The organism is Maribacter sp. 1_2014MBL_MicDiv, assembly GCF_001865655.1.
In the GTDB taxonomy this organism is placed as follows: Bacteria; Bacteroidota; Bacteroidia; order Flavobacteriales; family Flavobacteriaceae; genus Maribacter; species Maribacter dokdonensis.
In genome coordinates this window covers 2,973,059-2,999,367 of record NZ_CP011318.1, presented here as the reverse complement: position 1 = coordinate 2,999,367, position 26,309 = coordinate 2,973,059, and the positions used below count along the sequence as shown (strand labels likewise).

Annotated in this window: 18 protein-coding genes and 1 pseudogene; 5 read left to right on the top strand and 14 right to left on the bottom strand. The window is 37.3% G+C overall.

Translation table 11 applies throughout. The features are described from left to right. Positions 1-49: 49 nt before the first annotated feature. Together YQ22_RS12620 and YQ22_RS12615 are read right to left on the bottom strand one after the other, a co-directional pair. Positions 50-1,804, bottom strand: a complete 1,755-nt coding sequence (locus YQ22_RS12620; protein WP_071341483.1) for a TonB-dependent receptor — start codon at positions 1,802-1,804, stop codon at positions 50-52. A gap of 31 nt (positions 1,805-1,835) precedes the next feature. After that, a complete protein-coding gene (locus tag YQ22_RS12615) occupies positions 1,836-4,853 on the bottom strand; it encodes a tetratricopeptide repeat protein (RefSeq protein WP_071341482.1) in 3,018 nt (1,005 codons plus the stop codon). 155 nt (positions 4,854-5,008) lie between these two features. Between YQ22_RS12615 and YQ22_RS12610 the strand changes: the two genes are divergently transcribed. The 3 genes from YQ22_RS12610 to YQ22_RS12600 all read left to right on the top strand — a co-directional run bounded on the left by YQ22_RS12610 (position 5,009) and on the right by YQ22_RS12600 (position 9,109). After that, complete coding sequence (locus tag YQ22_RS12610) at positions 5,009-5,692, top strand: cell division ATP-binding protein FtsE (protein WP_058103679.1); 684 nt, start codon at positions 5,009-5,011, stop codon at positions 5,690-5,692. 50 nt (positions 5,693-5,742) lie between these two features. Further along, positions 5,743-6,420, top strand: a complete 678-nt coding sequence (locus YQ22_RS12605; RefSeq protein WP_071341481.1) for a hypothetical protein — start codon at positions 5,743-5,745, stop codon at positions 6,418-6,420. A gap of 61 nt (positions 6,421-6,481) precedes the next feature. Continuing rightward, complete coding sequence (locus tag YQ22_RS12600; protein WP_071341480.1) at positions 6,482-9,109, top strand: MGH1-like glycoside hydrolase domain-containing protein; 2,628 nt, start codon at positions 6,482-6,484, stop codon at positions 9,107-9,109. Positions 9,110-9,119: 10 nt separating this feature from the next. Here the strand turns inward: YQ22_RS12600 and YQ22_RS12595 are convergent, their stop codons facing one another. From YQ22_RS12595 to YQ22_RS12585, 3 genes are read right to left on the bottom strand one after another with little or no spacing between them, the layout of a single operon-like run. Then, positions 9,120-10,187, bottom strand: coding sequence for a mandelate racemase/muconate lactonizing enzyme family protein (locus tag YQ22_RS12595; protein ID WP_071341479.1), 1,068 nt, complete (start codon positions 10,185-10,187; stop codon positions 9,120-9,122). Continuing rightward, the gene (locus YQ22_RS12590) at positions 10,184-11,257 is read right to left on the bottom strand and encodes a DUF1611 domain-containing protein (RefSeq protein WP_071341478.1); all 1,074 of its coding nucleotides are present in this window, start codon (positions 11,255-11,257) and stop codon (positions 10,184-10,186) included. Before YQ22_RS12590 ends, YQ22_RS12595 begins: the two co-directional genes overlap by 4 nt. A gap of 8 nt (positions 11,258-11,265) precedes the next feature. After that, positions 11,266-12,327 (bottom strand): pyridoxal-phosphate dependent enzyme, encoded by a 1,062-nt coding sequence (locus tag YQ22_RS12585; RefSeq protein WP_071341477.1) that lies wholly within the window; start codon positions 12,325-12,327, stop codon positions 11,266-11,268. 266 nt (positions 12,328-12,593) lie between these two features. On the opposite strand from YQ22_RS12585, the gene YQ22_RS12580 reads away from it, so the two are divergent. Beyond that, complete coding sequence (locus YQ22_RS12580; RefSeq protein ID WP_058103685.1) at positions 12,594-13,499, top strand: serine hydrolase; 906 nt, start codon at positions 12,594-12,596, stop codon at positions 13,497-13,499. A gap of 28 nt (positions 13,500-13,527) precedes the next feature. Further along, a complete protein-coding gene (locus YQ22_RS12575; protein WP_071341476.1) occupies positions 13,528-16,347 on the top strand; it encodes an Npt1/Npt2 family nucleotide transporter in 2,820 nt (939 codons plus the stop codon). A 5-nt stretch (positions 16,348-16,352) separates the two neighbouring features. Here the strand turns inward: YQ22_RS12575 and YQ22_RS12570 are convergent, their stop codons facing one another. The 9 genes and pseudogenes from YQ22_RS12570 to YQ22_RS12530 all read right to left on the bottom strand — a co-directional run bounded on the left by YQ22_RS12570 (position 16,353) and on the right by YQ22_RS12530 (position 26,227). Beyond that, positions 16,353-16,898 (bottom strand): cupin domain-containing protein, encoded by a 546-nt coding sequence (locus YQ22_RS12570; protein ID WP_071341475.1) that lies wholly within the window; start codon positions 16,896-16,898, stop codon positions 16,353-16,355. A 74-nt stretch (positions 16,899-16,972) separates the two neighbouring features. Beyond that, entirely contained in the window at positions 16,973-17,785 is an 813-nt protein-coding gene (locus YQ22_RS12565) for a helix-turn-helix domain-containing protein (protein WP_071341474.1), read from the bottom strand. A gap of 81 nt (positions 17,786-17,866) precedes the next feature. Continuing rightward, the gene (locus tag YQ22_RS12560) at positions 17,867-20,494 is read right to left on the bottom strand and encodes an MGH1-like glycoside hydrolase domain-containing protein (RefSeq protein ID WP_071341473.1); all 2,628 of its coding nucleotides are present in this window, start codon (positions 20,492-20,494) and stop codon (positions 17,867-17,869) included. Positions 20,495-20,807: 313 nt separating this feature from the next. After that, the gene (locus YQ22_RS12555; protein ID WP_071341472.1) at positions 20,808-21,185 is read right to left on the bottom strand and encodes a VOC family protein; all 378 of its coding nucleotides are present in this window, start codon (positions 21,183-21,185) and stop codon (positions 20,808-20,810) included. 87 nt (positions 21,186-21,272) lie between these two features. Beyond that, positions 21,273-23,543, bottom strand: a complete 2,271-nt coding sequence (locus tag YQ22_RS12550; protein ID WP_071341471.1) for an ATP-binding protein — start codon at positions 23,541-23,543, stop codon at positions 21,273-21,275. Between the two features lie 168 nt (positions 23,544-23,711). Beyond that, positions 23,712-24,160 (bottom strand): annotated as a pseudogene (locus YQ22_RS12545) (DUF4269 domain-containing protein). Between the two features lie 124 nt (positions 24,161-24,284). Then, positions 24,285-24,656: a DUF2200 domain-containing protein gene (locus tag YQ22_RS12540; protein ID WP_071341470.1), complete on the bottom strand. Its 372-nt coding sequence runs from the start codon at positions 24,654-24,656 to the stop codon at positions 24,285-24,287. 113 nt (positions 24,657-24,769) lie between these two features. Further along, entirely contained in the window at positions 24,770-25,249 is a 480-nt protein-coding gene (locus YQ22_RS12535; protein ID WP_156894571.1) for a hypothetical protein, read from the bottom strand. A gap of 324 nt (positions 25,250-25,573) precedes the next feature. Continuing rightward, entirely contained in the window at positions 25,574-26,227 is a 654-nt protein-coding gene (locus tag YQ22_RS12530) for a hypothetical protein (RefSeq protein WP_071341468.1), read from the bottom strand. Between the last annotated feature and the right edge of the window lie 82 nt (positions 26,228-26,309).

Below are 26,309 nucleotides of genomic sequence, written 5' to 3'. Positions count from 1 at the left end.
ATCAGAAGCATCCGACACTTGGGCGTTGTCATTTATAAATGAATTGTTGTTAAAAGTCGAACTTATAGGTTGCGCCTCCTAAAATTTGAATTCCTTGTACCTGAAAGTTAGACCAACGTTGATAATCGTTATTTGAAAGGTTGGCTCCCTTTATAAAGAACGACCATTGATCTGTGTAACGATATCCAACATGGGCGTTGGCATCAAAATACCCATCTAAAGTAATAAGGGTTGCGGGAAATTCACTTGGTTGTGCATTTTGTACTACCGTGGATGAAAAATCTTCACGCTCACCAACATAGAACAAGTTAACACCTGCATACCATTTTTCACCTATTTGATAATCCATAAACAAAGAAGCCTGTAAATTTGGAAGGTTCCATGCCGGGTTGCCCGTTTCTGTATTATAATCATAGATCTCAACATTTGCACCTGCGGTAAAATTACGGTTAACATCTACATTCAACTCCCCAAAAATACCCAAGGTCTTTATATCATCATAAAACAAACCAAATGAATTACCAAAGTAATATCCTTTATCATCTGACCTAAAATCGTTTCTCGGATTTAAAGTATACAAAGGTTTATTGTTCTCGGCGGTATATGACCCTTTAACATTATAGCTTAAATTAGGTAATAACTGCCCTTTAAAACCTACATAGGCTTTGTACTGGCTATCTGTTGGCGCAATGGTCAACGTTGGCGAAACAAAAGGGTTACCTTCTACAAAATCATAATACGAGTTTTGTTTTAACTCCCCTGTTACTCCACCATAAGCGATTACGGTTTCATCTAACAGCCTATACGAAGCCGTTACAGCCGGATAGATATAGAAATTACTTTCACTATTCTCCAAGTCCATTCCGTAGACCAAATTTACTCCCAAATTCAAGGAAATATCATCACGCAACATGGTCAAAGACGGATTTATACCTACCTGCAAATTGCCATAAGAAATACCATTATCATTGTCAGCATTACTAACACTGGCATTTTCAAATGCACCACCAACATAATCCAACTTTACTTTAGCATTAAAGGTTTCTTCGTTCATTGGAAACTCAAATCCGGTATTGAAAATTGCCCTGTTTTCACCGGAACTTACGGCATCAAAAAATCTTCTATACTTAAAATCGGCCCTTTTAAAATAAGCATCTTCCACGTTTATGTGACCACTTACTTCACCCATGTAATAATTTTGACGTTCATCAATACTATTAATATCCGTTTCACTGAACACACCAGGTTCAATACCGTACCAATTATACAGTTGATGTTGCAACCCAATGGCCGCACCCCAATCTAAATCCCTATCTCTTTTTGCATACGATGCATCTAACCTGGTATCATAAAAGGTATCGTTAAGCTCTACACCGTTGATTCCACCACGAGAAGACAAATGGTTGAAACCAATATCAAAATTCTCATCTCTATTTATAGTTCTACTCGTATAAAATTCGCCCAGAACATTACCATACAATCCGGCGCCCAATGAAGCATAAGAATTATATAATACCGGAGGAGGTAATTTTTCTACTTTAGATGCCGTTCCTTTAGAAGGCGTAAACGTAGATGCTACCGGAACGGAGAATATGCTGTAATTGATCGGTTTTTTCTGAAGAACGATAGAATCGTTCATGTTTGGTACCGATTTAATTTTAAAAGCATCTGAAACGGTTGGCGTGTAGGCTTTGGTCACCGTTACGGTTTCCGTACCCAAATCTTTCTCTTCCTCTTCTTGAGCAAAAGTAACTTGAAAGCCAAGCGTTAAAAATATAAGCGTAAATATATGTTTGTAGTACATAGGTGTTCTTTTACTGGTGTACGTGAATCTTTTAGTTAGGATCTACAGATGAATTGCTCTTGGCCTCTTTTGACTTTATGATGGTCAATTCCGCTCTAGCCTCGGCAACAATTTCCGGGTATTGCGTAAAGTTGGTTATTACGCTCTCTAAAATATAGGTTGCTTGGTAGGCATCGTTTAAGGCATAATAGTTTTTAGCCATTAACACCAAACCTTTACCGCCCCATTCTTTGTACGCCGCATAATCTTTAGCTAATTTTTGAACCGCTACGTTTGAATTTTCATAAGCACCGTCTTTATGCTCAAAATAAGCATCATAATACAATGCTTCTGCAGCAGTTGCACCAGAAGCTATTTTTAAAACTTCTGCATAGGCCGCTTTAGCCTTTGCCTCATCATTTGTAGCAATGGCCGATCTGGCGATCATTATATGCGCATCGCTCTTTATTCTGTCGTCAATACTTGGGGTAGACAATACCTTATCCGCATATTCCAATGTCTTTGGATAGTTCTTTTGCTTGTAATACCCTTTCATTAAATTGGAACGTGCAAAAGTTCTGTTCTGCTGAATATTAGCCTGACTCTCCAATTTTAACAAATATGGCAATGCAATCTGGTAATCGTCTTTAGAGACATAGACCTCGCATACACGTGTTAATGCTTGCTCTGCATACTCGCTCGTGCTTCTATCCGCCACATATTTGTAATACGGTAAAGCAGCTTCCTTATCTCCTTTTCCAAAATATAATTGAGCTAAACTGAAGTTAGCATCTACGGCATGTAAACCAGTTGGGAACTGCTGAATGTAATTCTTATACCCTTTAATAGCGGCATCAACATTACCCTCCAAGTTCTGTTTTTGGGCAGCGTCGAAGGTAGCGTTATCCAATTCGGCATCGGTTACCTCTACAAAATCCAATCCGCGTACCCACTCGGCATACTCGTTTACCTGCCCCATATCCACATAGACCAATTTTGCCGTAGCAACCGCCTGTATAGCCTCTTGCGTTTTTGGGAAATCTCTAACCACGGTTTTAAATTTAGCCAATGCAGCCTCATTTCTGCTAGCGTTATAATTGACCAAACCTTGTCTCATTAATGCCTGTGGCACCAATGAACTAGCCCTATATTCACTGATCAAACGATCATAAGCCTCTAGACCTTTGCTCTCTTGGCCTTGGGCTACATACGTATTACCCAGTTCAAACAAAGCATCGTCCCTAAAGCTTGATCTAGGAAATTTGCTTACAAATTCCTCTAGGTTTTCAATTTTGCTAGCACCTCTGTCCACGTAACCATAGCTCATTGCTTTTTGGTAGAAGGCATAATCTTTTTCAGGTCCTGTTAAAGCCAAAGCTTTATTGTATGTTTCTATGGCAGGCCAGTATTTACTGGTCGCATAATAACTATCGCCCAAACGTAGGTAACCATCATTTAATTTTTCTACATCGGCATTACCATTAGACGTAAATGCGTTGAAATAGGTAATGGCCTCATTATAATTTTTCTGCTTAAAATATCCGTATGCCAAATTATAATCAACATCGGTATACATTTCCGTACTTTGTGCAGACGGGTTATTCTTAAATGCAGTATACCCTTTTACCGCATCATCAAAACGGTTGGACAAATAATCGGACTCCGCTTTCCAATAATCGGCACGGGCCTTGAACAACATGTCTTCCGCACTGCCCAATGATTTGGAAAAATTCTCTGAAGCCGCATTATAATCGCCTTCCATAAAAAGCTCAATACCTCTATAATAAGCTACTTTTTGGTATACCGATTTACTGGCGTAGTTTTTATTCTCCTCCAACAATTGCATGGCACCTTCAAAGTTCTTTGAGGTAATGTATGAATCTACCAATAAGGTCTGCATCTCTTCTTGATGCTCATCTTTAGGATAGGTTTTCAAATAATTGGTAATTACTTGCGGTACCGGCTCATAGGCATTACCCACTTCATAACTTAAACGCGCATAATTTAAGAACGCATCTTTTTGAATTTCCGCACTGTAATCCATTTGAGATGCATTACGGAAGGCATTTAAAGCTTCCTGCTTTTTATCCAATTTTAAATAACATTCTGCCAAATGGTAGTATGCATTTTGTGCAACGCTATTGGTACCTCCTATAATTTTGTTGAATTGGGCAATGGCATTCGCATAATCACCACCTTTGTAATAGGCATAGCCCAAATAGTAATAATCGGTATTACTCCATTTACCGCCTTTACCATTATACTCCGTAAGGTAAGGTATGGCGTTTTCATACTGCTTTAGGTTAAAATAACTTTCCCCAATGATCTTGTTCAGTTCAGATACTTCACGTCGGTCAGATTTTGGCAATTGCTTTTTTGCCAATGCAATAGCCTCTTCAAACTTACCCAGCTTAAAGTTCATATCAGCCTGGTAATAACTCAACTTTTCCTCTAACACATCTTGATCCGTAATTTGATCAAAACGCTGGTTTGCAGTTTCATAGTCATCTTGCTGATAAGAAATATAACCTAAGTAATATTTTGCCTGTGAACCGTAAACCTGAGAGGTCGTTACTTTCTCCAAATATTTTTCAGCCTCTTTTGTTTTGCGTGACGAAAATAAAGAATACCCATAATTGAAGTTAAACTTATCCATCTCTCCACGAGAAAGAGAACTTTGATCTACTTTGTTGTACCATTTTAAGGCGTAAGGATATTTTCCTGTTTGAAAATAATACTCCGCCACATCGGCATATGCAGAATTACGTTTAGTGGACGTAGGGTATTTTTCAACGAAATCTTCCATCAACCTATCGGCACCCATCTGGTTTAAGCGCACTGCCGCGTTGGCAGAATAATAGGCGCTATTGGCAGCGGTCTCCTCATCTTTTGTTGACACTTTGACCTTATCAAAAATAGTCTGTGCGGCTTGATATTGTTCGTTGTTGTATAGCGCTAGCGCGTCTTGAAATGCTTTCTGTTCATGGGTATAGATCTTTGTCTCTTGGGCTGTGCCCAAAGCTACCAAACCCAATACCATTGGAATAAAAGCGGTGAATTGTTTAAGCATAGTGTTCTGTTACTATTTAGAATTACCGTTATCACATGTGATAACGGCAAAAATTGTACCTAAGTATGTGCAATACCCATACAAAAGAAAAGAATTTGAACATGGGGACTCTAATATCTAATGGAACTTATTACTTTTATATCAACATTTGCGTTATGGAAGAGATTGTTTTAGAACTTAAAGATGCGGCTATCTTTCAAAAGGAGAGCTTGGTACTTAGTGAAGTTAGTTTAAAAATCGCTAAAGGTGAATTTGTTTACCTCATTGGTAAGACCGGTAGCGGTAAAAGTAGCTTTATGAAGACCCTATATGGCGATTTGCCTTTGCAAAAGGGCGAAGGGCATGTGGTGGAGTTCGATCTTAAGACGCTAAAGGAAAAGGACATTCCATTTTTACGCAGAAAACTAGGTATTGTCTTTCAGGATTTTAAACTATTGCCAGACCGCAATATTAACCAGAACATGTTCTTTGTTCTGAAAGCGACCGGATGGACGGATAAAGCCGAGATGGATGCAAGGGTAGCAAACGTACTAGAAAAAGTAGGTATGAAAACCAAGGGCTTTAAATTTCCGCACGAGCTTTCTGGTGGAGAACAACAGCGTATTGCCATTGCCCGTGCCTTATTGAACGACCCCGAGCTGATCATTGCCGATGAGCCGACCGGAAACCTTGATCCACAAACCAGTGTAGAGGTGATGAAGGTTTTACAGGAAATCAACAAATCCGGGAGAACCATTTTAATGGCCACCCATGATTACGCCTTAATATTAAAATTCCCTTCTAAAACTATCAAGTGCGATGCCAATAAGGTTTTTGAAGTAGTGCAAAGGGCGGTTTAAATAGAATCCTATAATTCCATTTTAGATTTTTCTAGAAAATACTTAGCTATATGTCCCAAAATAAAAAGGAAATTTCATACACACTCCTTAAAGCGGGTATAGCATCTATCCCTATACTTGGAGGTGCTGCTTCTGAAATTCTTCCTCTTCTTTTAAAAAGTCCAATTGAAAAAAGAAAAGAATTTTGGATGAAAGAAGTTGGAGAAAAGTTAAAGATTCTTGAGAAATCCAATACAATTAGTTTGACTGAATTATCTAAGAATGATATTTTCATTGATACGATTATTAGAATATCAACAGAAGCTCTCAAAACTAGCGAACAAGAAAAATTAATATATTTTAAAAATGCACTTATAAATACAGCAATACTCGAGAATTTGGATATTTCCGAGGTTAATATTTTTACACGATTCATAACTGAATTTACTATTTGGCATATCCAAATTTTAAATCTTTTTGATAATCCTACAAATTGGTTTAGCAGAAATGAAGTTAACTTTCCTAAGTTTTCATCAGCACCATTATCTAAGGTTCTCGTTATTGCCTTTTCTGAACTAAAAGATCGAAATGAGTTTTATAATTTAATTTGGTCAGACCTTTATAGATCTATGCTAATAAATACTGCCGAGTTAAATGTCGGTATTACTTCAAATGGTTTAAAATCTTCAAGAACTACTGCTTTTGGCAAGAAATTTTTGTCTTTTATTCAACAAGTTGAAATTCAATAAATAAAATAAACAAAGTAGCATAAAGCGTACCGCGATTTGCGCGCAGCCTTAAAATTACCTTATGAAAAACCCTGAAAAAATCCGCTTATCACAACAACAAAAAGAAGAAAAAGACTGGTTAAAATGGGGACCGTATTTAAGTGAACGCCAATGGGGAACGGTACGTGAAGATTATAGTGCCGGTGGCGATGCCTGGAACTATTTTCCGCATGATCATGCCAGAAGTCGCGCTTTTCGTTGGGGAGAAGATGGTATTGCAGGTATTAGCGACCGCTATTGCAACATGTGTTTTAGCATAGGATTATGGAACGGAAAAGATCCCATTATAAAAGAACGCCTATTTGGGTTAACGGGTCCGCAAGGTAATCATGGCGAAGACGTAAAAGAACTGTACTATTATTTAGAGAATACACCGTCTCACTCGTACATGAAGTACTTGTACAAGTATTCCCAGAAAGCATATCCATACAATGAACTCATAACCGAGAATCAAAAACGAAATCGAAAAGAGCTGGAATATGAACTTTTGGATACCGGTATTTTTGATGACAACACCTATTTTGATGTCAGTACCGAATATGCAAAGGGAGACGAAACCGATATTCTTATCAAAATCACCATTACCAACAGAAGCAACCAAGCAGCGCCCATAACACTATTACCACAAATGGTAATGCGTAATCATTGGACATTTAAAGAAATGTCCAAAAAGCCTGTTATCACTAAAAAAGGGACCAAAACAAACCCCTTTGTGCACATAGACCACCCTTATGTGGGCAGCTACAATCTGTATTTTCAAAAAGCGGCACAGTTGTTCTTTACCGAAAATGAAACGAACAGAAAAAAAGTATATAGCGATACAAACGACCACCCATATAAAAAGGATTTATTTAATGATGCCGTTTGTAACAATGATTTTGAATTGGCCACCAAAAATAACTCCGGGACCAAATTTGCACCGCTATACCAAGAAATTATAGGTGGCGGTGAATCTAAAATCTTTCAACTTCGTTTGACCGAAGATACTCTGGATACACCTTTTTCAGATTTTGATGCTATTTTTAAAGCACGACAAGAAGAATGTGCCCAATTTTATGAAGAAATAGCTCCTAAAGCAACCGATGATCGAAAGGCGATTTTAAAACAAGCCTTTGCCGGTTTACTATGGACAAAGCAATACTACAACTACGAGGTTGAAAAATGGCTGGAAGGCGATTACAAAACCACCCCACCACCAGAGCAGCGTAAAAACGGAAGAAACAGCAATTGGAAAACATTGAGAAACCACGATGTACTTTCTATGCCCGATGCCTGGGAATATCCGTGGTACGCGGCGTGGGACTCTGCCTTTCACTGTGCCTCTTTTGCATCTATAGATCCTGAATTTGCCAAAGATCAATTATTGCTGTTCACCAAAGAATGGTATATGGCACCTAATGGGCAAATTCCCGCATACGAATGGAATTTCAGTGATGTAAATCCGCCAGTACAGGCATGGGCAACATTACAGATTTACGGCACCGATAAGTCCATTACAGGTGTACCCGATATCAAGTTCCTAAAACGCATGTTCAACAAACTTTCTTTGAACTTCAATTGGTGGGTAAATCGTCAAGACAGAAATGACAATAATGTCTTTCAAGGAGGATTTTTGGGCTTGGATAATATTGGGGTCTTTGATCGTAGCCATGGTGTGCCCGGCGGTGGATTCTTGGACCAAGTTGACGGCACCGCTTGGATGGCCCTATATAGTTTAAACATGCTAGAAATAAGTCTTCGTATTGCGGAACATGACGATACCTATGAAGACATGGCGACAAAATATTTTGGGCATTTTGTATTCATAGCAGAAGCCCTGAACAAAATGGATACCGATAAGGCAAATGTTTGGGATGATGTAGAAGGTTTCTTCTATGATAGGTTGACCTTGCCCAATGGGCAATCTACCACCATTAAAGTGCGCTCTATTGCAGGTATGCTGTCCCTAGCGGCAGTACTTACCATTAAAAAAAGTGTGTTGGATAAATTCCCTAAATTTAAGGCCAGTGTTCTTTGGTTTAAAAAGTACCGTGCAGAAAACTTAAAATATGAAGTAATACAGCAATACGAAGCAGATGGTGATCTACTGCTTTCATTGGTACCTAAGGATAGAATGCAAAAACTGGTCACCGCACTTTTAGATGAGAAAGAATTTTTAAGTGAATATGGTATACGATCATTATCTAAAGTACATGAGAAAGCCTATCAAATTCATATTGACGGTATAGAATATTCCATTGATTATGAGCCGGCGGAATCTACCGTACCCTTGTTCGGTGGAAATTCTAACTGGCGCGGACCTATTTGGATGCCCATGAACTACCTGTTCATTCAAGCACTACGAGAATACCAATGGTATGACGGTAATGATTTTTTGTTTGAATACCCAACCGGGAGCAACAAACTCCTGAACCTTAAACAAGTGAGCGATGAGTTGAGCAAACGCCTGATCCACATGTTCGAGAAAGATGAAAAAGGCAATAGGGCAATCAACAAGAACTACGAAAAATACTACCAAGACCCTCATTTTAAGGACTTAATATTATTCTATGAATATTTTCACGGAGAAAACGGTCGTGGTCTGGGAGCATCGCATCAAACAGGTTGGACAGCCTTGGTTGCCAACCTTATTGAGCAATTGGAAGAATAAAAAAATCCTTTTACATATCCGACTCAGAGAAACCCAAACCATATTTTTCGGTCGGATATAAAATTCCCTTTTCCAATTTAAAAATGGAATGATAGGGATCATCAATGATATCTAAATGACCATCTAAGTCGGCATACTTAACATTAGGTCTAGATAGGGCAAAATGCAAACCTGCGGCAATACCTAGTCCGCATTCATCTATACAACCCACCATAGCATCTAATTTAGCTGCCTTGGCTACGGAATTGATATGCATACCCACCCAAATACCACCTACTTTCTGTAACTTGATATTTACCATATCTACCCGTTCATTTTGTGCCAAACGAAATGCATCGGTCAATGTTTTTAGACTTTCATCTGCCATAATAGGCACATTTACCTGATCCATTACTTCGCCCAAACGTTCTTCAGCCTCCACTTTTGTAGGTTGTTCAAAAATTTCTACCCCAATTGCTGCAGTAGCCTTCACAAACGCAACCGATTCTTTTACAGAATAACCTTGGTTACCATCAAACCGTAATTCAACATTCGGGTACTTTTCGTGAATCATTCGCATTTTAGCAATATCCTCTTCAAGGTTAGAACCGCCTTTTACCTTTAAAATGCCAAATCCTTGCTTTACAAATTCATTAGCTTTAGCCAAGGTCTCGTCTACACCCATAATACCAATGGTAATACTGCTAGCAATTTGATTGCGATAACCACCCAAAAACTTGTATAAAGGCACCTCGGCTTTTTTAGACATGATATCAAATAATGCCAAATCTACCATTGCCAAAGCAGAAGACCTTTTGCCCAATACTTGTTTAAGTTCTAAAAGCAATAGCGCGTAGGTAAATGGATCCTTGCCTTTTAAATACGGTATAATAATGCTATCTATGGCATGTGCAACATCATCAGGAGTTTCATTGGTAACTATAGGATCTGGCGCTGCGCAACCATAACCTATAATTTTACCATCGGTCTCTACTTTTAATATAAAGTTACTGGTACGATCTATAGTCTCATAAGCGATCGTGTAAGGATCGGAGAGTTTTAAATCTAAGCGCTCAAAAGAAATGTTCGTTATTCTCATTTCAATTTTGACATCAAAATGGCTATTAAATCATCTGCGCCGTACTCCAACACATCAAAAGCCGGTAATTTAGTTTCAAGGGTAATTGCTTTGCATACCTCTAGAATTTCACTTTTCTCCATGCCTTCATGATTTACGGTAATGGCAATTACTTCTTTACCCGAAATCACTTGTATGGCATTGATCTGCTCTTCCAATGAATGCATTTTATATCCTGGAAACCCATCATATTCCAAACGTTTTGGTGCATGCTGTAGAATAACATAATCCGGTCTACCTGCAGCAAGAATTTCAAATCCGCCCGGGTAAGCAGGATTCATTAAACTCCCCTGCCCTTCTATGACAATAACATCTGGATCTTCATTCTTGTAGGCACTGACCACGGCATGTTCAATTTCACCCGATACAAAATCATTGATACAACTATCCATCACCATACTATACTTAGCGCCTTGCATCCATCCGGTTTGTCCGGTACCTATCATTTCCGCCTTTTTACCGGCATTCCTAAATGCATGTACCAAAATCCAGGCAGTAGTACGTTTACCTAGGGCAGAATCCGTTCCTAAAACCGCTAATTTTAAACAGTCTACTTTTTCGATATCTCCCGTAAAAAAGTGCAATTGATCACGATCTGGTGTTTTTCTGATATCCCTGATCCTTACATTCTTTTCTTTGGCCAATGCCACCAATGCCGCATCGTTCGTTAGAAAATCATGCAAACCACTGTCAACGTTCCAGCCTTGTTGCAACGCAGCTTTTATAGTGGCTTTTGCAACTTGTGGCAATCTACCACCATCTGGCGCAAGCCCTATCACCAAATAACTTGGCAAGTTGTCGCTGGCCGTTAATGCTATAATAGCAGCTTCCAGATCTTTAAAAACCGGAATTCCGTTTGGTCTGCCATCTAAAACATCACCAGCATCTCTACCGGCATATTTAGCATCTAGCACACCAACCACCTCATAACGTTCGGTAAAGCGAACCAGCCCATGTGCCGTTTTACCGTTAGGCGTATTAAATGCCCCCTCACAATATACCAGTGCCTTACCGTCAATAACTTTCTTCATTTTTATATTTAATTTTTTGCAGTGAGCACCGCCACAAATCGGTCAGGCTCAAAATTCATTTTTTCGTCTAATTCTAAGAGTCCGATCAAACCCGCTGTGGATGCAGGTAAAATTCGGAACCCTTCCTTTTTATGTAAAAGAGAGGTCATCTCCTTTAGCTTTTTATCGCTTATGTTAAAGGCATGCCCTTCAGATTCCTTAAGTGCATACAACGCCTCTTCACCATCAAAACTATGCCAATTGATCAATGGCTCATTGTATTTGGTTTCTTTTATTCCGGCAGGATTAAGATCCTTACAATGATCTAAACCTTGCAAATAGGATTCTACAATAGGGTTCTTATGCGCAGAGGATGCCGCGATCATTTTAGGAATACGCGAGGTCTTCCCTCTTTTGTAAAGATTTACAAAGCCCCTATAAATACCAGCGAACAACGTTCCGTTAGAAACGGGTACCGCACAGTATTTTGGGGCATCGCCTAAATCTTCAAAAATCTCTTGTGCGATCTGCGCATAGGCAGAAATCTGTAACGGCGTATTGGCACCGCCCGGGTTTGCATCATACCAGCCATGTTCTGCCGCCAACCTTGAACTTTCCGTAACCACATCTTCATAACTACCGGGTATACGAATAATCTCTGCGCCTAGGCTTTCCATTTCTATCACTCGATCGGTATGGTAACTTTCCGGTATATAAATCTTACAAGCTATACCCGCCAGGTCAGATGCCAACGCCATTGCCACACCATAGTTACCGCAGGTAGCCAAGCTTACCACGCTAAACTCACGACGTAGCGCATCATACAATTGTGCAAAAGCAATACGGTCTTTTTGGGTTCCGGTAGGGTTATCACCTTCGTATTTTAAATAAAGCTGACGAACATCGAACTCACGTTCTAAAGTCTTGGCACGGTGCAGACCGGTATCGCCTACTTCTAAACTTATAATATCTTCAAAGCACTCTAAGCGATCTACCAAAGATTTACGTTTATCCTTGACCATATCACTAAGTCTACGTGCCTCTGTAGACACCTTGTTCTCAGCCGTTTTTACGCCATCTTTAAGATTCATAAGTCTGTATAAATTCCATTTTTTAAGATACAGTTATTTTATTGAAATTAGATATAAATTTTTAACCCATTTACCCTCAAAAAAAGGGACGCATAGGTACTATTTAATCTGAAATTATTTTAAAAATTAACACCCTATTTTATGCGATATATGTCTTTATATTGATTTTACGGTATTTTTAAAAAATGCACTAACCAAAAAAATTAACATATAGCCAATGAGTGCTTTACCTAATTTTGACTACATTTTTAAATAAGCGAACGTCAATGAGATCAACCCCTGTTATTTTTCTTTTTTTCCTTCTATGCTGTACCGCAGTACAAGCACAAAATGAGCTACCACTTCGTATGGACAATTCGAAGATCAAACCCCTGCAAAAATTGTTGGACAGTTCTCTGCAAACCAATTTAAGGGATGAACTGGCTTCTCACCAAGAATGGAACGATCTTATCGTGCAAAAGAAAATGGCAGTTGGACTAGTTGATCTGAGCAATCCGGAAAAGGTGAGATTTGCAAGGGTCAACGGCAACCATATGATGTATGCTGCCAGCCTACCTAAAATTGCCATTCTATTGGCGGCCATGGATGCTATTGAAAAAGGCGAACTAAAGGAAACTGCAGAAGTAAAGAAAGACATGCGTTTAATGATCAGTAAATCTGACAATGCTGCATCTACCAGAATGATCGATCGCGTGGGGTATGAAAAATTAGAATCGGTGATGTGCGATCCCAAGTATGCCTTTTATGATGAACAAAAAGGAGGCGGTCTTTGGGTAGGCAAACGTTACGGCAGTGGTGGTGAAACTAACAGAGAGCCCTTAAAAAATCTGAGTCACGCCGCATCTGTAACCCAAGTATGTAGATATTACTATCTGTTGGCGAACGGTAAGTTGGTCAATGAAAAACGATCCAAGCAAATGCTTGATATTATGGAAGACCCGGAACTGCACCATAAGTTTGTAAATACGCTGGATAAGATCGCACCCAATGCCAGGTTGTTCAGAAAATCGGGCTCTTGGCGCACCTATCATTCCGATTCCATATTGGTTTGGGGCGAAGACAGTAATAGAAGATACATTCTGGTTGCGTTGATAGATGATGCTAATGGAGAACAAATAATCAGAGATTTAGTAAAACCAATTGAAAAGGTGTTAAAAAAGCCAGTACTTTAGGTCTTGGAATACAGATGCCCATTTCTTGATGGTAGAAAGACTGATTAAAAAAATATTCGATGTACGTGAAGGCGAGTTCAAAGTATCTCTTTGGATGCTCGCCTACATTTTTTTGGTCATAGCCGTATTACTGATCATAAAACCTACGGTAAACGCTCTTTTTCTTTCTGAACTAGGTGTTGAACAATTGCCTTTTGCTTTTTTATTGGTTGCCGTTACGGCGGTAGCCACCTCTTATTTTTACTCAAAGGCGGTATCAAAATACCCGCTTAAAAAAGTAATTGAGATTACCCTGATCAGTTCCATTACTATCATGATCGGTTTAGGCATTCTATTGTCATTTGAGGTAGTAAGTGGCGTTCTGTTGTATTTCTTCTACATCTGGGTAGCCATTTATGCCGTTTTATCCGCTTCTCAGTTTTGGGTATTGGCAAATTTGGTGTTCAATATTCGTGAGGCTAAAAGACTGTTTGGCTTTATAGGATCGGGAGCTATTATTGGTGGAATTTTTGGTGGATACTTAACTTCTATTCTAGCCCCTATAATTGGCAATGAAAACTTAATGTTCGTAGCCGCCCTGCTTCTATTTTTTTGCATTCCCCTTCTGCGAAATATTTGGAACATCCGCGTTAAAAAAAATGGTAGTGTAAAAAAACATAAATCTGCGACCAACCTTAGTGAACCGCCTTTAAAACTCATACTAAAATCCAAACATCTCACCTATATTGCCAGCATTGTAGCCGTGAGTGTCGTAGTCGCTAAATTGGTAGATTATTTGTTCAGTGATTTTGCGTCGTCGTCTTTTACGGATGCTGATGAGCTTACCGCATTTTTTGCTTTTTGGTTTTCTACGTTCAATCTACTTTCGCTAATAATTCAGCTATTTTTCACCCATAGAATTGTGGGTATTTGGGGTGTAGGGTTTTCACTCTTATTATTGCCCATTGGTATATTTGGTGGTAGTATTTTGTTTTTAATGCTTCCTGAACTTTCTGCCGTTGTAGTCATTAAAGCGATGGATGGCGTATTGAAACAATCCATACATAAAAGTGCCTCTGAACTGTTGACCTTGCCCTTACCTTTTGAGCTAAAAAACAAGACCAAATCATTTATTGATGTGGTAGTGGATAGTTTGGCTACAGGAATTGCCGGATGCCTTTTAATATTCGTGGTGCGTGGGCTAGACCTACCCTCTTTTTATATTGGCATTCTTATAATTGCTTTGGTATGTCTTTGGCTCTATTTTATTTATAACGTACGTATTGAATATTACAAAACGTTTAGAAACAATTTAGAAGTACTGACCGACTCTTATAAGAAAACCAAGAAGGTCACGGACACCAAAGTATCTGTAGTTACAGGCATGCGCACCGTTTTTAAGAAAGGTACAGAAGAGCAAATTCTATTTATGTTGGATAAATTGATGGAAATCAATGACAAGAGATTCGCAGATGATGTAGAGCTGCTGTTAGAGCACCCAAGTAATAAAGTGAAGTTATCGGCTATACAGAATCTATACTTTTTAAATTCTAAAAGTATGACGGCAGAGGTATCCGAATTATTGCAAATAGATGACCGTGAATTGACCATTGCCACTTTGGCCTATATTCTAAGTTTTGCCCATAAAGACAAATCGTTCATATTTGATGCGTATCTAGAACACTCAAACGAGCGTATTGCGACCGCTGCCCTATATTGCTTGGCTAGAGCAGCAAAGAACAACTTTTCTTTAAAACAGCGCTACTCACTATTGGACCGTATTTCTTTGGCACTGAAAACCATGGCATCTGACCAAAAAGACCTGCCATACGTTGCATCTGTAATTGAAATATTGGGAGTAGCCAACTTGCCTATTTTCCACAACAGGTTGGTTGCATTTTTACAGCATGAAAATGAAGAAATCGTAAAAACCACCATAAAGGCTATAGGTACGGCAACCGATCCAGAAATGGTACAGCACATTATTCCCCTTTTGGCAGAAAAGGCATTTAGACCAACAGTTCTGGAAGCCTTTAATGTATACGGACAGCAAATTTTGCCTATACTGAAGAACCATGTTGCAGAGCGCCGGCAACCTTTATCGGTATTACGATTTATACCGGCCGCAATGCAAGCTTTCCATTCCAAGGAGGCCGTACATCAATTATTGAGCATTTTAAACCATGAAGACCTTACGGTTCGTTTAGAAGTATTGAGGGCATTAAGTGCTATACGGGCAACGCACCCGCAATTAAAATTTAATAAGTACAAGGTGGTATCTGTCATTTTTGACGAATGCAAACTGCATCACCAAACCTTATCCGCCATGCACACGCAAATCATTATTTCATACCGAAATAGAAATAAATCCAAAAAGGAAATTGGCGATGCAGAAAGAGATGCGCGCACCAGTCTTTTAGAGCTATTGGAACGCAGACTGGATTCTGGGTTAGAACGGATTTTTAAACTTTTGGGATTACGTTATCAACAAAAAGATGTAGCTATTGCCTATGAAGGTTTACTGAGTCAGAAACAAGAAGCGCAACATAATGCCATAGAGTTTTTGGACAATCTTTTAACTGGCGAGCTAAAACGTAGATTACTACCCATCATTGAGGAATCTGCCTTGGATATTTCTTCTGAAGAGGAGCTTCAAAAGATTAAACATAAAATACCAACGGAATTAGAATGTTTTAAACTTCTTTTACAGGGCAATGACCTTAAGATCAAACTTGCCGTATTGTATCTTATCGCACAACAAAAAGAACCTAGGTATCTACACATAGTAGCACAATATCTTGATGACCCGAACCCTAAAATTAAGAGTTTTGCGCATATAGCCCATGAGGCCATGAACTCGGACAAATAATGCCATTACACAAAGGTAATACCTTGTTTAGCACAAATTTCCGCAACTTTCTCAAAATCCGGTGGTCCGGCAGGTAGTTCTGATAATTCTTGAAACATTATCTCTATGCCCGCAGGCAACGCCGAGGTAATCATTTTTGCCTTTTGGCTACCCACTACTTTCCATGTATGCGGTACTCCTTTTGGCGCAAATGCAATATCACCCGCTTTTAAGACCGTACTTTCTCCATCAATCGCGATTTCTACTTCCCCTTCAACAACTCTAAAAATTTCATCTTCCTTTGCATGAACATGAGGCGGAATACCCACACCGGGTTCAACGTTATCTACCCACTCAAAGATTTGATTATTGGTTTCGCTGCCCAAAAGTTTATGGGTCTGTATATCTCCTATCACATTGAGCACCTCTCCATCGGCATCTCGTATAACCTTTGGGTCATTGTAATTTAAAGTACCTACTTCATCATCTTGACTTTTGCAGAAAATGAATCCTGAGAATAAAGCATAACTAATACCTGCGCCTGATTTTTTAATAAAACTTTGTCTATCCATGATTCTGTTTTTATGCCAAATTAGGCATAAACCACTGTGCCTAAAATGTGAAAATCAAGGTATAAACCTTGAATTTAAGAACCAACGGACTTTCTTAATATCGAAGGCTTACTGCCTGTCTGTGTTTTAAAGAAATAACTAAAATAATCTGGTGTAGAAAAACCTAACTCGTAACTAATTTCCTTTATAGTCTTGTTCGAGAATTTTAACGCATGTCTGGAACGAATCAATAATTGCTCAATTATAATGCTCTTAGAACTTACATTAAGCACTTCTTGAACGCATTCGTTCAAATACTTTGTAGAAATATTTAAGCGTGAGGCATAATAACCCACCTCATGAGAGACTTCTATATTTTGATCTACCAATTGTTTATAGGAGTATACAATGTTTGACTTGGTATGATTTTTTTCAATGATGGATTTAATGTTGCATTGACCATCACAGTATACAAAAAAGGTATTCAACAAAGAAATGAGGGCATCTTCTTTATTGTTCAAATGAGAACCCAAGAGTTCATCGATCATCTCTAAAATGGCTTGGGTACGTTTTTCAATACCGGGGCTTAATTTAAATAATGGCACCGAACCCGTATTAAATAGCCTTACCTTATTGATATGTAACTTACTTAGTAAAGGGTGGCTTAATACTTCTTGAGACAATTGCAACAAGTACCCCGTATTGGAAGCTCCGTCTTTAATATGCAATTTCCAATGTACTTTTTTGTCCAAGAAGAAAATGGAGTTGGAAATATTGGCATAAAGTACACCATCTATTTCTATTCCTTTTATTTCATCTTTGATCCAGCAAACAGTATAGTCAGAAACATTGGAAGTGTGGGAAACATTTTTGACTATTTTCGATATATGTATAGTATCGGTTTTCATCAGTAAAATGTTGAATAATTAAAAAGGCTATGCAAAACACATAGCCAATACTCTAATATACAATATTTTAAATAAATAAACCTAGGTATTCTGCTCCAGTTCCATAATTAAGTTGGCAATTAATGCTGTCCAGCCTGTTTGGTGAGAAGCTCCAAGACCTTTACCTGAGTCGCCATCAAAAAACTCATAGAAGAAATGTTCATTTTTAAATTGTTCATTTTTCGAGAATAATTGCTGCTCATCTTCTGAGTGGTAGACAAATTTACCGTTCTCATTGGGCTCAAATAACTTAATAAGCCTTTTAGAAATCTCATTGGCAATTTCGTTCAAGTTCAGTTTTAAACCTGATCCCGTTGGAAATTCATATACATATTGATCTCCGTAATACGAATAATACTTACGTAAAGATTGAACGATCATATAATTCAAAGGCAACCAAATTGGCCCGCGCCAATTAGAATTACCACCGAACATATTGGATTGACTTTCCCCAGATTCGTACGAAATTTGATGATGTCCATTGTGTTGGAAAACATAGGGATGTTCTTCATGATATTTAGAAAGTGAGCGTATACCATAATCAGATAAGAATTCATTCTCATCCAATAAACGGAACAATAATTTCTCCAATCTAAACCCACGCATAATGGAGAACAGATAATTACCGTCTGAGTTGAACTCTTCAATATTGGAAATTAAAGACGCTAGATCAGGTCTGGTCCTAACAATTTCCGCAGCCCTCACTTTAAAATGTTTAAGCTCATCGAACAAATCCTTGTGAATGATCTCTACCGCGAACATTGGTATAATACCTACCAAAGATCTCACTTTTAAACGGTCCGTTTTACCATTGGCCATTTCTACCACATCATAGTAGAAATTATCTTCGTCATCCCAAAGTGAAATATCTTTTTGACCTATATGGTGCATTGCCCAGGCAATATTCAAAAAGTGTCTAAAGAACTTGGCAACACTATCCTCATAATTAGGGTTCACCGCCGCAAGTTCTAGTGACATCCGTAACATGTTTAAAGTAAACATGGCCATCCAACTGGTTGCATCTGCCTGTTGCATACGTGTAATACCTTCTGGCATGTGGTTACGATCAAATACACCAATATTATCCAGCCCTAAGAAACCGCCTTCAAAAAGGTTGGTTCCGCTTTTATCTTTTTGATTAACCCACCACGTAAAATTGACCAGTAACTTTTGATATGCTTTCTCTAGAAAGTTCACATCCCCTTTACCATTTCGCTTTTTATCCTTTTCATAAACCGTCCAAACGGCCCAAGAATGCACTGGCGGATTTACATCACTGAAATTCCATTCATAGGCGGGAATTTGTCCGTTGGGGTGCATGTAACTTTCTTTCAGCACCAAAAGCAATTGTTCTTTGGCAAAATAAGGGTCTATTTCTACAAATGATGCCATGTGAAAAGCAAGGTCCCAAGCGGCATACCAAGGATACTCCCACTTATCTGGCATTGAAATAACATGCCTATTCGTCAAATGTTCCCAGCGAGAGTTACGAGAATCCGTTCTATAAGGTTTTGGTTCTCCCGGACCACCAAAAAGCCATTTATATACATCATAGTAATAAAACTGCTTAGTCCATAATAAGCCCGAAAAAGCTTTTCTGGCTATTTCTTGTTGCCCGGCCGGAAGTTCTTTTTTTAAGATATCACCATAGAAATCTTCACATTCTTTAATTCTTTTATCAAAGATAGCATCAAAACTACCCCAAGGGTCATCAAGCTTTTTCTTGCTTAGGCGTACTTTAATGGTTTTTTCTTCTCCAGATTTTAATCGAAGTTTGTGCCAAACGGCAAATTTTGATCCTTTTTTATCTGGGTTTACGGTTGGCATACCATCTACCACATGATTATTAATACCGTCTTTTACATACTTTACCTCATTGGGTACATTATAAATACGCTCGTTATTGGTCTCATTCTCACAAAATAGCTGCTCTCCATTTTCATGATAAAAATAATAGCGCCCATTTCTAGTGCTACGCGATTGAACGGAATTATCTGAAATAGCCTTCATTTCAGGGCGCTCAAACCTACGATTGTGCTTCCAAAAATTACGAAACCACAAATGCGGCAGTACATGGATATTTGCAGCTCTTGGTCCTCTATTTATGACGGTAACCTTCATTAAAATATCACCAACATCTTCTTTAGCGTATTCTATAAAACAGTCAAAATATGTATTGTTGGCAAATGCCTTGGTGTCTAAAATTTCAAATTCTGGTTGTTCCCTATTTCTATTTCTGTTCTTTCTAACCAGCTCTGCATACGGAAACTTTTTATGCGGATACTTATATAAATATTTGGCATATGAGTGCGTGGGTGTAGAAACTTGATGAAAATAAAGCTCCTTAACATCTTCACCATGGTTACCTTCATCATTGGTCAACCCAAAAAGACGTTCTTTTAAAATGGCATCTTTACCGTTCCAGAAGGCAGGTGCCAAGCATAATATTTCTCTAGAATCACAGAAACCTCCAATACCTTCTTCTCCCCACCTATACGCATTACTTCTGGCTTTATCGTGACCAACAAAACTCCACGCATGCCCTTGCGGACTATAATCTTCCCTAACAGTACCCCATTGCCGTTCAGCTAAATAAGGACCCCATCTTTTCCAATTTTTATAATTATCCGCTACGGCTAACCTTTCTTCCTCGGCGTTTTTAAAATTCATAGGGTTTTTTCAATTTTACTATTCCTTGATCTAAATGATTTAGTTTGGAATTAAATAGATGAATTAAGTTCTAAAATACTATTTGTTATAACATTTGAATGATTAACGTAGACATCAAATGAATAGTATTGTACAATTATTACAATTACAGCACTATCAATGTCAACTTACTAAAAACAACTTGAATTATCTACCAACTACACAATCAAACATTACGGACCCCTTTTGATATATACAACACATTGTTAAAATTATTCAATTTTATATAGTTTTATAAATGCAAAGGCAGTTCCTATTTGCTGAATTCAATGCATTAATTAATTCGCCATGGCGGATTTAGCCTGTTTTCACCACCATAGAACAAAATGAGCTGGTTGCCATCCGGGTCTTTTAATCTTGCCTCTTTCCATAACCACCTCTCGTTGGTAGGTTCTTTTTCAAATTGAATACCGATCTCTTTAAGTGAAACTACATGAGCATCTAGATCTTCACATTCAAAATAAACATAAACTCCATCTCCCTGTGGCAATGTTTCTGTTAGGTGAATGGAAAAAGTGGCATTACCATCCGGACACTCAAACCTTGCATAATTGGGAAGCGATTTTACTATTAATTTTAATCCTAGTTTTTCATAGAAGAGAATAGCATTTTCAACATTTAAGGAAGGAACGGTTACCTGATTTAAATTCATAATTGTTCAATGTCTTTATCGGCTTCTAAAATAACGCATTCAAAACAATATGACCAACCGAGTTTCAGGATAGCAATCTACCATGCATTATTGTACGGGTAAGTAAATAATAAAAGTAGCACCTTCCCCTTTTTTACTAATGGCATGAATATAACCATTGTGTTTTTCAACTATTTTTTTACAGATAGACAAACCTATACCCGTACCCGAATATTCGTTCTTAGAATGTAGTCGTTGAAAAACCTCAAAAATATTACTAGCAAATTCAGGATCAAAACCGATACCATTATCACGCAGGGAAATTTTATAATAATACTCGGCGTTCTTTACAAAGTTTTCGGCAATGGTATCACTTCTTAATTTCTCCGATACAATATGTACTTGGGGCGCAATATCTTTATTTCTATACTTGATGGAGTTACTGATCAAATTGGTAAATAATTGTTCAATTTTGAAAGGAATACCATATAACAACGGTAAGCCGGAATAGGAGATTTCTGTTTTTGTATCTTTTATCAATTGAGAAAGCTCGTCTTCAACTTTTTCAATTGTATCGTTTAATTCTATTTGCTCAAATTTAGAATTGATCTTATCTATCCGCGAATACGATAATAAGTTTTGAATGAGCTCTCTCATTCTAAATGTAGCTGCCTTAATTTTATTGAAATAAGCTGAACCTGCATTGGGTGTCTTACCTTCTTCATCATCCTCTATGCGAGAAATGAACATCTGTATTTTCCTTAATGGCTCTTGTAGATCGTGGCTGGCTACCCTATTAAAAGACTCCAATTCTTCATTACTTTGTTTGAGCTTTTCATAGCTCTCAATAAGTTCTCTATCTTTTTCAATTCTACTTGTGATGTCTTGTACAATACCCACGGAAACCGGTCTATTGTCAATTTCCAAATTTCTCCCTTTTAGATCCAGATATCTAATTCCCTTATTTTTAGTGAAAACCCTATAAGTGAAAACCGTTGATTTACCGCTATCTTCAGTATTGGTCCCTAGAGATTCAAATATGGAAATATCATCTGCATGTACATACTCCTTATAGGCATCAAAAGTTACATCAAAACTATTGGGCTTAACCCCAAGTATTCTGTAGAAATTATCTGAAACCGTAGCACTACCGTCATCCAGGTACCAGATAAAACTACCCACACCTGCTACATTTTCCGCTTCTTTAAAAATGGTATTCTGCAGGCTAAGGTCCTCATTTAATTTTTGTAGAACCTTTTCAGCTTCTTTGACCTTGGTAGTATCCCACGCGGTGTTGGTGATACCATTGGCAGATTTTACAATGGTATTATGAATGTATTTCGTTTGGTTTTCGAACGTGTAAACACTCTCATGTTCTTGATTTTCACCACTTAAAAAACACTCTTTCATAATCTCAAAAAGTCCGTTTTCAACAACCATTGGATACAATTGTAAAAGAGAGCCTCCAATAATGTCATCCTGTTCTTCTCCCGTTACTTTTTCAATAGCGTCTGAAGTATATTTAAACTGAAAATCTACAATGTTCTTTTCACCATCCATAATAGGCTCAAAATGACTAATAACATTGTTAGAACTTTTATATACCCCTTTTAAAAACTCTTCAGTTTCCTGTAATTTTTTGTTCTGATTAAAAACCTGATTATTAACCTCTTGAATCTCTCCTTTTTGCTTGTATATACTAATAAAGCCAATTAAAAAAATACCTAAAGCGGTAATAGCTACCAATAATGATGACATAGGTGTCAAAAATGATTGAGAAGTGTATTCCTCTTTACGGGCCACCATTAAATAATTCTCTTCGGATAACATTCTCTCTTTAAGAATCTGAGAATCCTCTACAATTTTAGAGATTCTACCAATACGCTGATACCTTTTGCTTGCCAAGTTGATCTCCACACTATCCTTAGCTTCTATACTATCAATGACAGCAATACTATCTGTAGACTCTACCGTATTTACCTCACTACTAATTTTATCGCACAATTGCTCCAAGACCTTTACACGCTCTTGTTGGGCTTGGTTATCTGAAGTTAGCTGCTTTAACCTCTCTAAAGTCTGCTCCATTTCTGAAACTACAATACCACTTAAGTTGCTACTATCCTCTTTTAAAAGTACCTTAAGTTGTAAGGATTCCAGCTCTTGAAATTTAGCCGAAAGTTCTACAATAGTACGTTGCACCTCTAATGTATGCGCAACCATATCTCCGGTTTCATGAAGTCTATTTACCTGCTTGTAACCTACACTCACCGTATACAATAGAAGCCCTATAGCCAAAATTAACAGTACAACATATGTTTTTGCAGAAGCGATTAGGGCTTTCAACTTCATCATGGTCTCTTTTGAGAATAAGGTTGTCATTTTTAGCATCAGTTTAAAAGGGGGTATTACCGACCATTAAAATTTCAATCAATGAATATAGCTTATTTTAATACCAACATAAGGTCTTCTACACAAAAAAATAAAAAGATTTTTTAACCGCGAAATACTAATAGTTCCGCTGAAGAAAACAATGGGATACTATATCTTTCAATAGTCTAAAATTGCCTTATAAGGGTCTCCTTCTAAGCCAAGTAAATCTGCAAAAGCAGGCTCGGTTTTAATGCCCCGTAGTTTAAGCGCGATGATCTGTTTTCTAAATTCTTCCCCTTTTTCCAGTAAAATCGTATACTCTTTGATCATATGTCTATAAGCATTCTGCTCTTCAGTAGGCAGGTTTTGCCCAAAGATTTCAAAAACAAATGACCCAAATTCAAATTCACATATAGTCGCCTTTAGGTTATTGGCGTAGGCTGTAGAAATTTTAAAATTGTCAATAACCCAAATTCATGGACCAATACCTCTGCAAAAGCATTATGATCAACACACTCGCAAATAATATCTAGATCACTACTAGGTATATCAATACCTATGGGTAAAGTACCCGTTAACACCGGATCAAATGGTTGTAAGGTCTTAAAAATCTGAAGCTTATTCATTTCTTCAAACGCCAATCTTTGACGGTCATTTCCATGAAGTAAATAATCTAAACTTTTAAAATTGTGTTTTGGCATTTTAACATATGTAGGCTAATAAATAAGTGAAAATCTTCCTTACAATTAATTATGCAACACGTAAAATTTTTTCCATTTTACGTCCTTTTGCCAACTCATCAATTAGCTTTTCCATTTGCCTGCATCGTTTGTAGACTTCAAACTCATCCTCTATTTCCTCAATGCGATAACCACATACCACACCTTTGACCAAATGTGCATTAGGGTGAATTTTAGCTTTTTGAAAAAACACTTCAAAAGTCACTTTTTCATCAATTAACTTCTGAACCATTTTGTTATCAAAACCGGTAAGCCATCCTATTACTTGATCAAGTTCTTCTTTTGTTCGTCCGTTCTTTTCTAATCTAGCCAAATAAAGAGGGTAAATAGATGCAAAAATCATATTTGCAACCTTTTCATTTTTCTCTGGTGTTACCTTCATAATTAAAAGTATTGACTCATGACTTCTTAAAACTCATTACTATCCTTCCATTTAATAATTCAATTTACGAAATCACTTTAAAAAAATATATTCACTGCTAATTTGAAATCTAGTTATTTCAGGCTATTAATTAATTCTAAAATATTCTCTTGCGTATATTCTCCAGCTTTTTTCTTAAACTCTCCATTTTCATTAACGACAACAATTCCATAACAAGCTTCGCTTTTAGAAAAAAAGTTATTTAATATAAAAGAATTGACATCCTCAAAATGAGCTTTAGAATCAATAATCTTTTTTGCCTTCTTGTTATCTGAATATACAAACACGTTGTGCACGTTAACTAATTTCATTTTAGCATAATAACTAGTCCACCATGTAGAAGATTTTTTTAAATCTGAATAATTATTATAATGACAACTGCTTTTTGGCATTCTAAAATTAATAATCAAGAACTCTTTAGAAATCCAATTGTAGTTTTCTTTGATAGACTTCAATTCAGTTTCAGTCAATTTTTCTTTAGAACCATTTTTTTCTAACTTCTTAAAACTTAAGAGCGCTACTGCCAATATTATAGATAACAATATTTTTTTCATGTTTAAAAAAGATTTGAACAATTGCGCATTGGCGTAATCAGTAATGATTCCTATTTTCACCAAAAGATAGCAATTTAAATGACAAACATCTAGTAATATTTTGGCGAGGTCCTTATGATGGTACACAATATGTGATTTTAGGTTTTAAGAATATTTATAATGTTTTTTATTAATTTAACAAAGGTTTTTACCAAATGTGATGGGAGATTAACAGTATTTTCTTTGAACGGATTAACTTTTTAAATCACTTTCGGTAAATAAATGGAATAAAAAAGCCAGTATTTTGACAATACTGGCTTTTATAATTAGTGAGAAAATATAGTATTACTCTTCTCCTAACTCTGTTATTTTTTTCTCGTACAGTTTTTTACTTTCTACAACAGCAACGTTCAGCTCGCTCATTATTCCATCTACACGACCTTCTATACTTTTCATTTGATCATTGATATTATCAAAAGAATTAAGTGCTGCAGCTACCTCCAATGCTTTAACTACCTCAACGGCATCGCCATGCAGTAATCTTAATTTATCAATAGCTTTAGAGGTATTGGCTAGTGTACCATTATATTTTGTACGTGCTTTTTCAATTGCCCCTAACAAGGTTTTTTTACTGGTCTCATCGCTTAAGCTATTGGTTTGGGTTTCCATAGCCGTAAATAAATTGGAAGCTTTTTCCTTTAAGTCTTCATATTCCTTCGTCAGGTTTTTAACCCTACGGTCTACTTTCTCCCAGTCTCCATACACTTTTGCAAATTCCTTATCTTCATTTTTAGTATCCTCTAAGGCACTCTTTAATGCATTTAAGGATTCCAGACCTTTGTTCACATTTTTATTTGCGGTTTCCTTTTTGTTCTCAAAAGCATTTACCTGCGATTTAAATTTATCCTTTAAACGAATTAGGTCTTCTGGACTTTTATCTTTCCAACAAGAAATTAATGAAATGGCAACGAATGCAATTACTAGTGTTCTTTTAAACATATGTATACGCTTTAGTTAATGGTGCGGCAAATATACATAATCTGTCCACTTTTTATTTTGACACCTTATATAAAACAACAGC

Excerpts from the sequence above, each read along its gene's own strand:
- YQ22_RS12620 (WP_071341483.1), bottom strand. The coding sequence starts at position 1,804 with ATGTACTACAAACATATATTTACGCTTATATTTTTAACGCTTGGCTTT.
- YQ22_RS12615 (WP_071341482.1), bottom strand. The coding sequence starts at position 4,853 with ATGCTTAAACAATTCACCGCTTTTATTCCAATGGTATTGGGTTTGGTA.
- YQ22_RS12610 (WP_058103679.1), top strand. The coding sequence starts at position 5,009 with ATGGAAGAGATTGTTTTAGAACTTAAAGATGCGGCTATCTTTCAAAAG.
- YQ22_RS12605 (WP_071341481.1), top strand. The coding sequence starts at position 5,743 with ATGTCCCAAAATAAAAAGGAAATTTCATACACACTCCTTAAAGCGGGT.
- YQ22_RS12600 (WP_071341480.1), top strand. The coding sequence starts at position 6,482 with ATGAAAAACCCTGAAAAAATCCGCTTATCACAACAACAAAAAGAAGAA.
- YQ22_RS12595 (WP_071341479.1), bottom strand. The coding sequence starts at position 10,187 with ATGAGAATAACGAACATTTCTTTTGAGCGCTTAGATTTAAAACTCTCC.
- YQ22_RS12590 (WP_071341478.1), bottom strand. The coding sequence starts at position 11,257 with ATGAAGAAAGTTATTGACGGTAAGGCACTGGTATATTGTGAGGGGGCA.
- YQ22_RS12585 (WP_071341477.1), bottom strand. The coding sequence starts at position 12,327 with ATGAATCTTAAAGATGGCGTAAAAACGGCTGAGAACAAGGTGTCTACA.
- YQ22_RS12580 (WP_058103685.1), top strand. The coding sequence starts at position 12,594 with ATGAGATCAACCCCTGTTATTTTTCTTTTTTTCCTTCTATGCTGTACC.
- YQ22_RS12575 (WP_071341476.1), top strand. The coding sequence starts at position 13,528 with ATGGTAGAAAGACTGATTAAAAAAATATTCGATGTACGTGAAGGCGAG.
- YQ22_RS12570 (WP_071341475.1), bottom strand. The coding sequence starts at position 16,898 with ATGGATAGACAAAGTTTTATTAAAAAATCAGGCGCAGGTATTAGTTAT.
- YQ22_RS12565 (WP_071341474.1), bottom strand. The coding sequence starts at position 17,785 with ATGAAAACCGATACTATACATATATCGAAAATAGTCAAAAATGTTTCC.
- YQ22_RS12560 (WP_071341473.1), bottom strand. The coding sequence starts at position 20,494 with ATGAATTTTAAAAACGCCGAGGAAGAAAGGTTAGCCGTAGCGGATAAT.
- YQ22_RS12555 (WP_071341472.1), bottom strand. The coding sequence starts at position 21,185 with ATGAATTTAAATCAGGTAACCGTTCCTTCCTTAAATGTTGAAAATGCT.
- YQ22_RS12550 (WP_071341471.1), bottom strand. The coding sequence starts at position 23,543 with ATGACAACCTTATTCTCAAAAGAGACCATGATGAAGTTGAAAGCCCTA.
- YQ22_RS12540 (WP_071341470.1), bottom strand. The coding sequence starts at position 24,656 with ATGAAGGTAACACCAGAGAAAAATGAAAAGGTTGCAAATATGATTTTT.
- YQ22_RS12535 (WP_156894571.1), bottom strand. The coding sequence starts at position 25,249 with ATGAAAAAAATATTGTTATCTATAATATTGGCAGTAGCGCTCTTAAGT.
- YQ22_RS12530 (WP_071341468.1), bottom strand. The coding sequence starts at position 26,227 with ATGTTTAAAAGAACACTAGTAATTGCATTCGTTGCCATTTCATTAATT.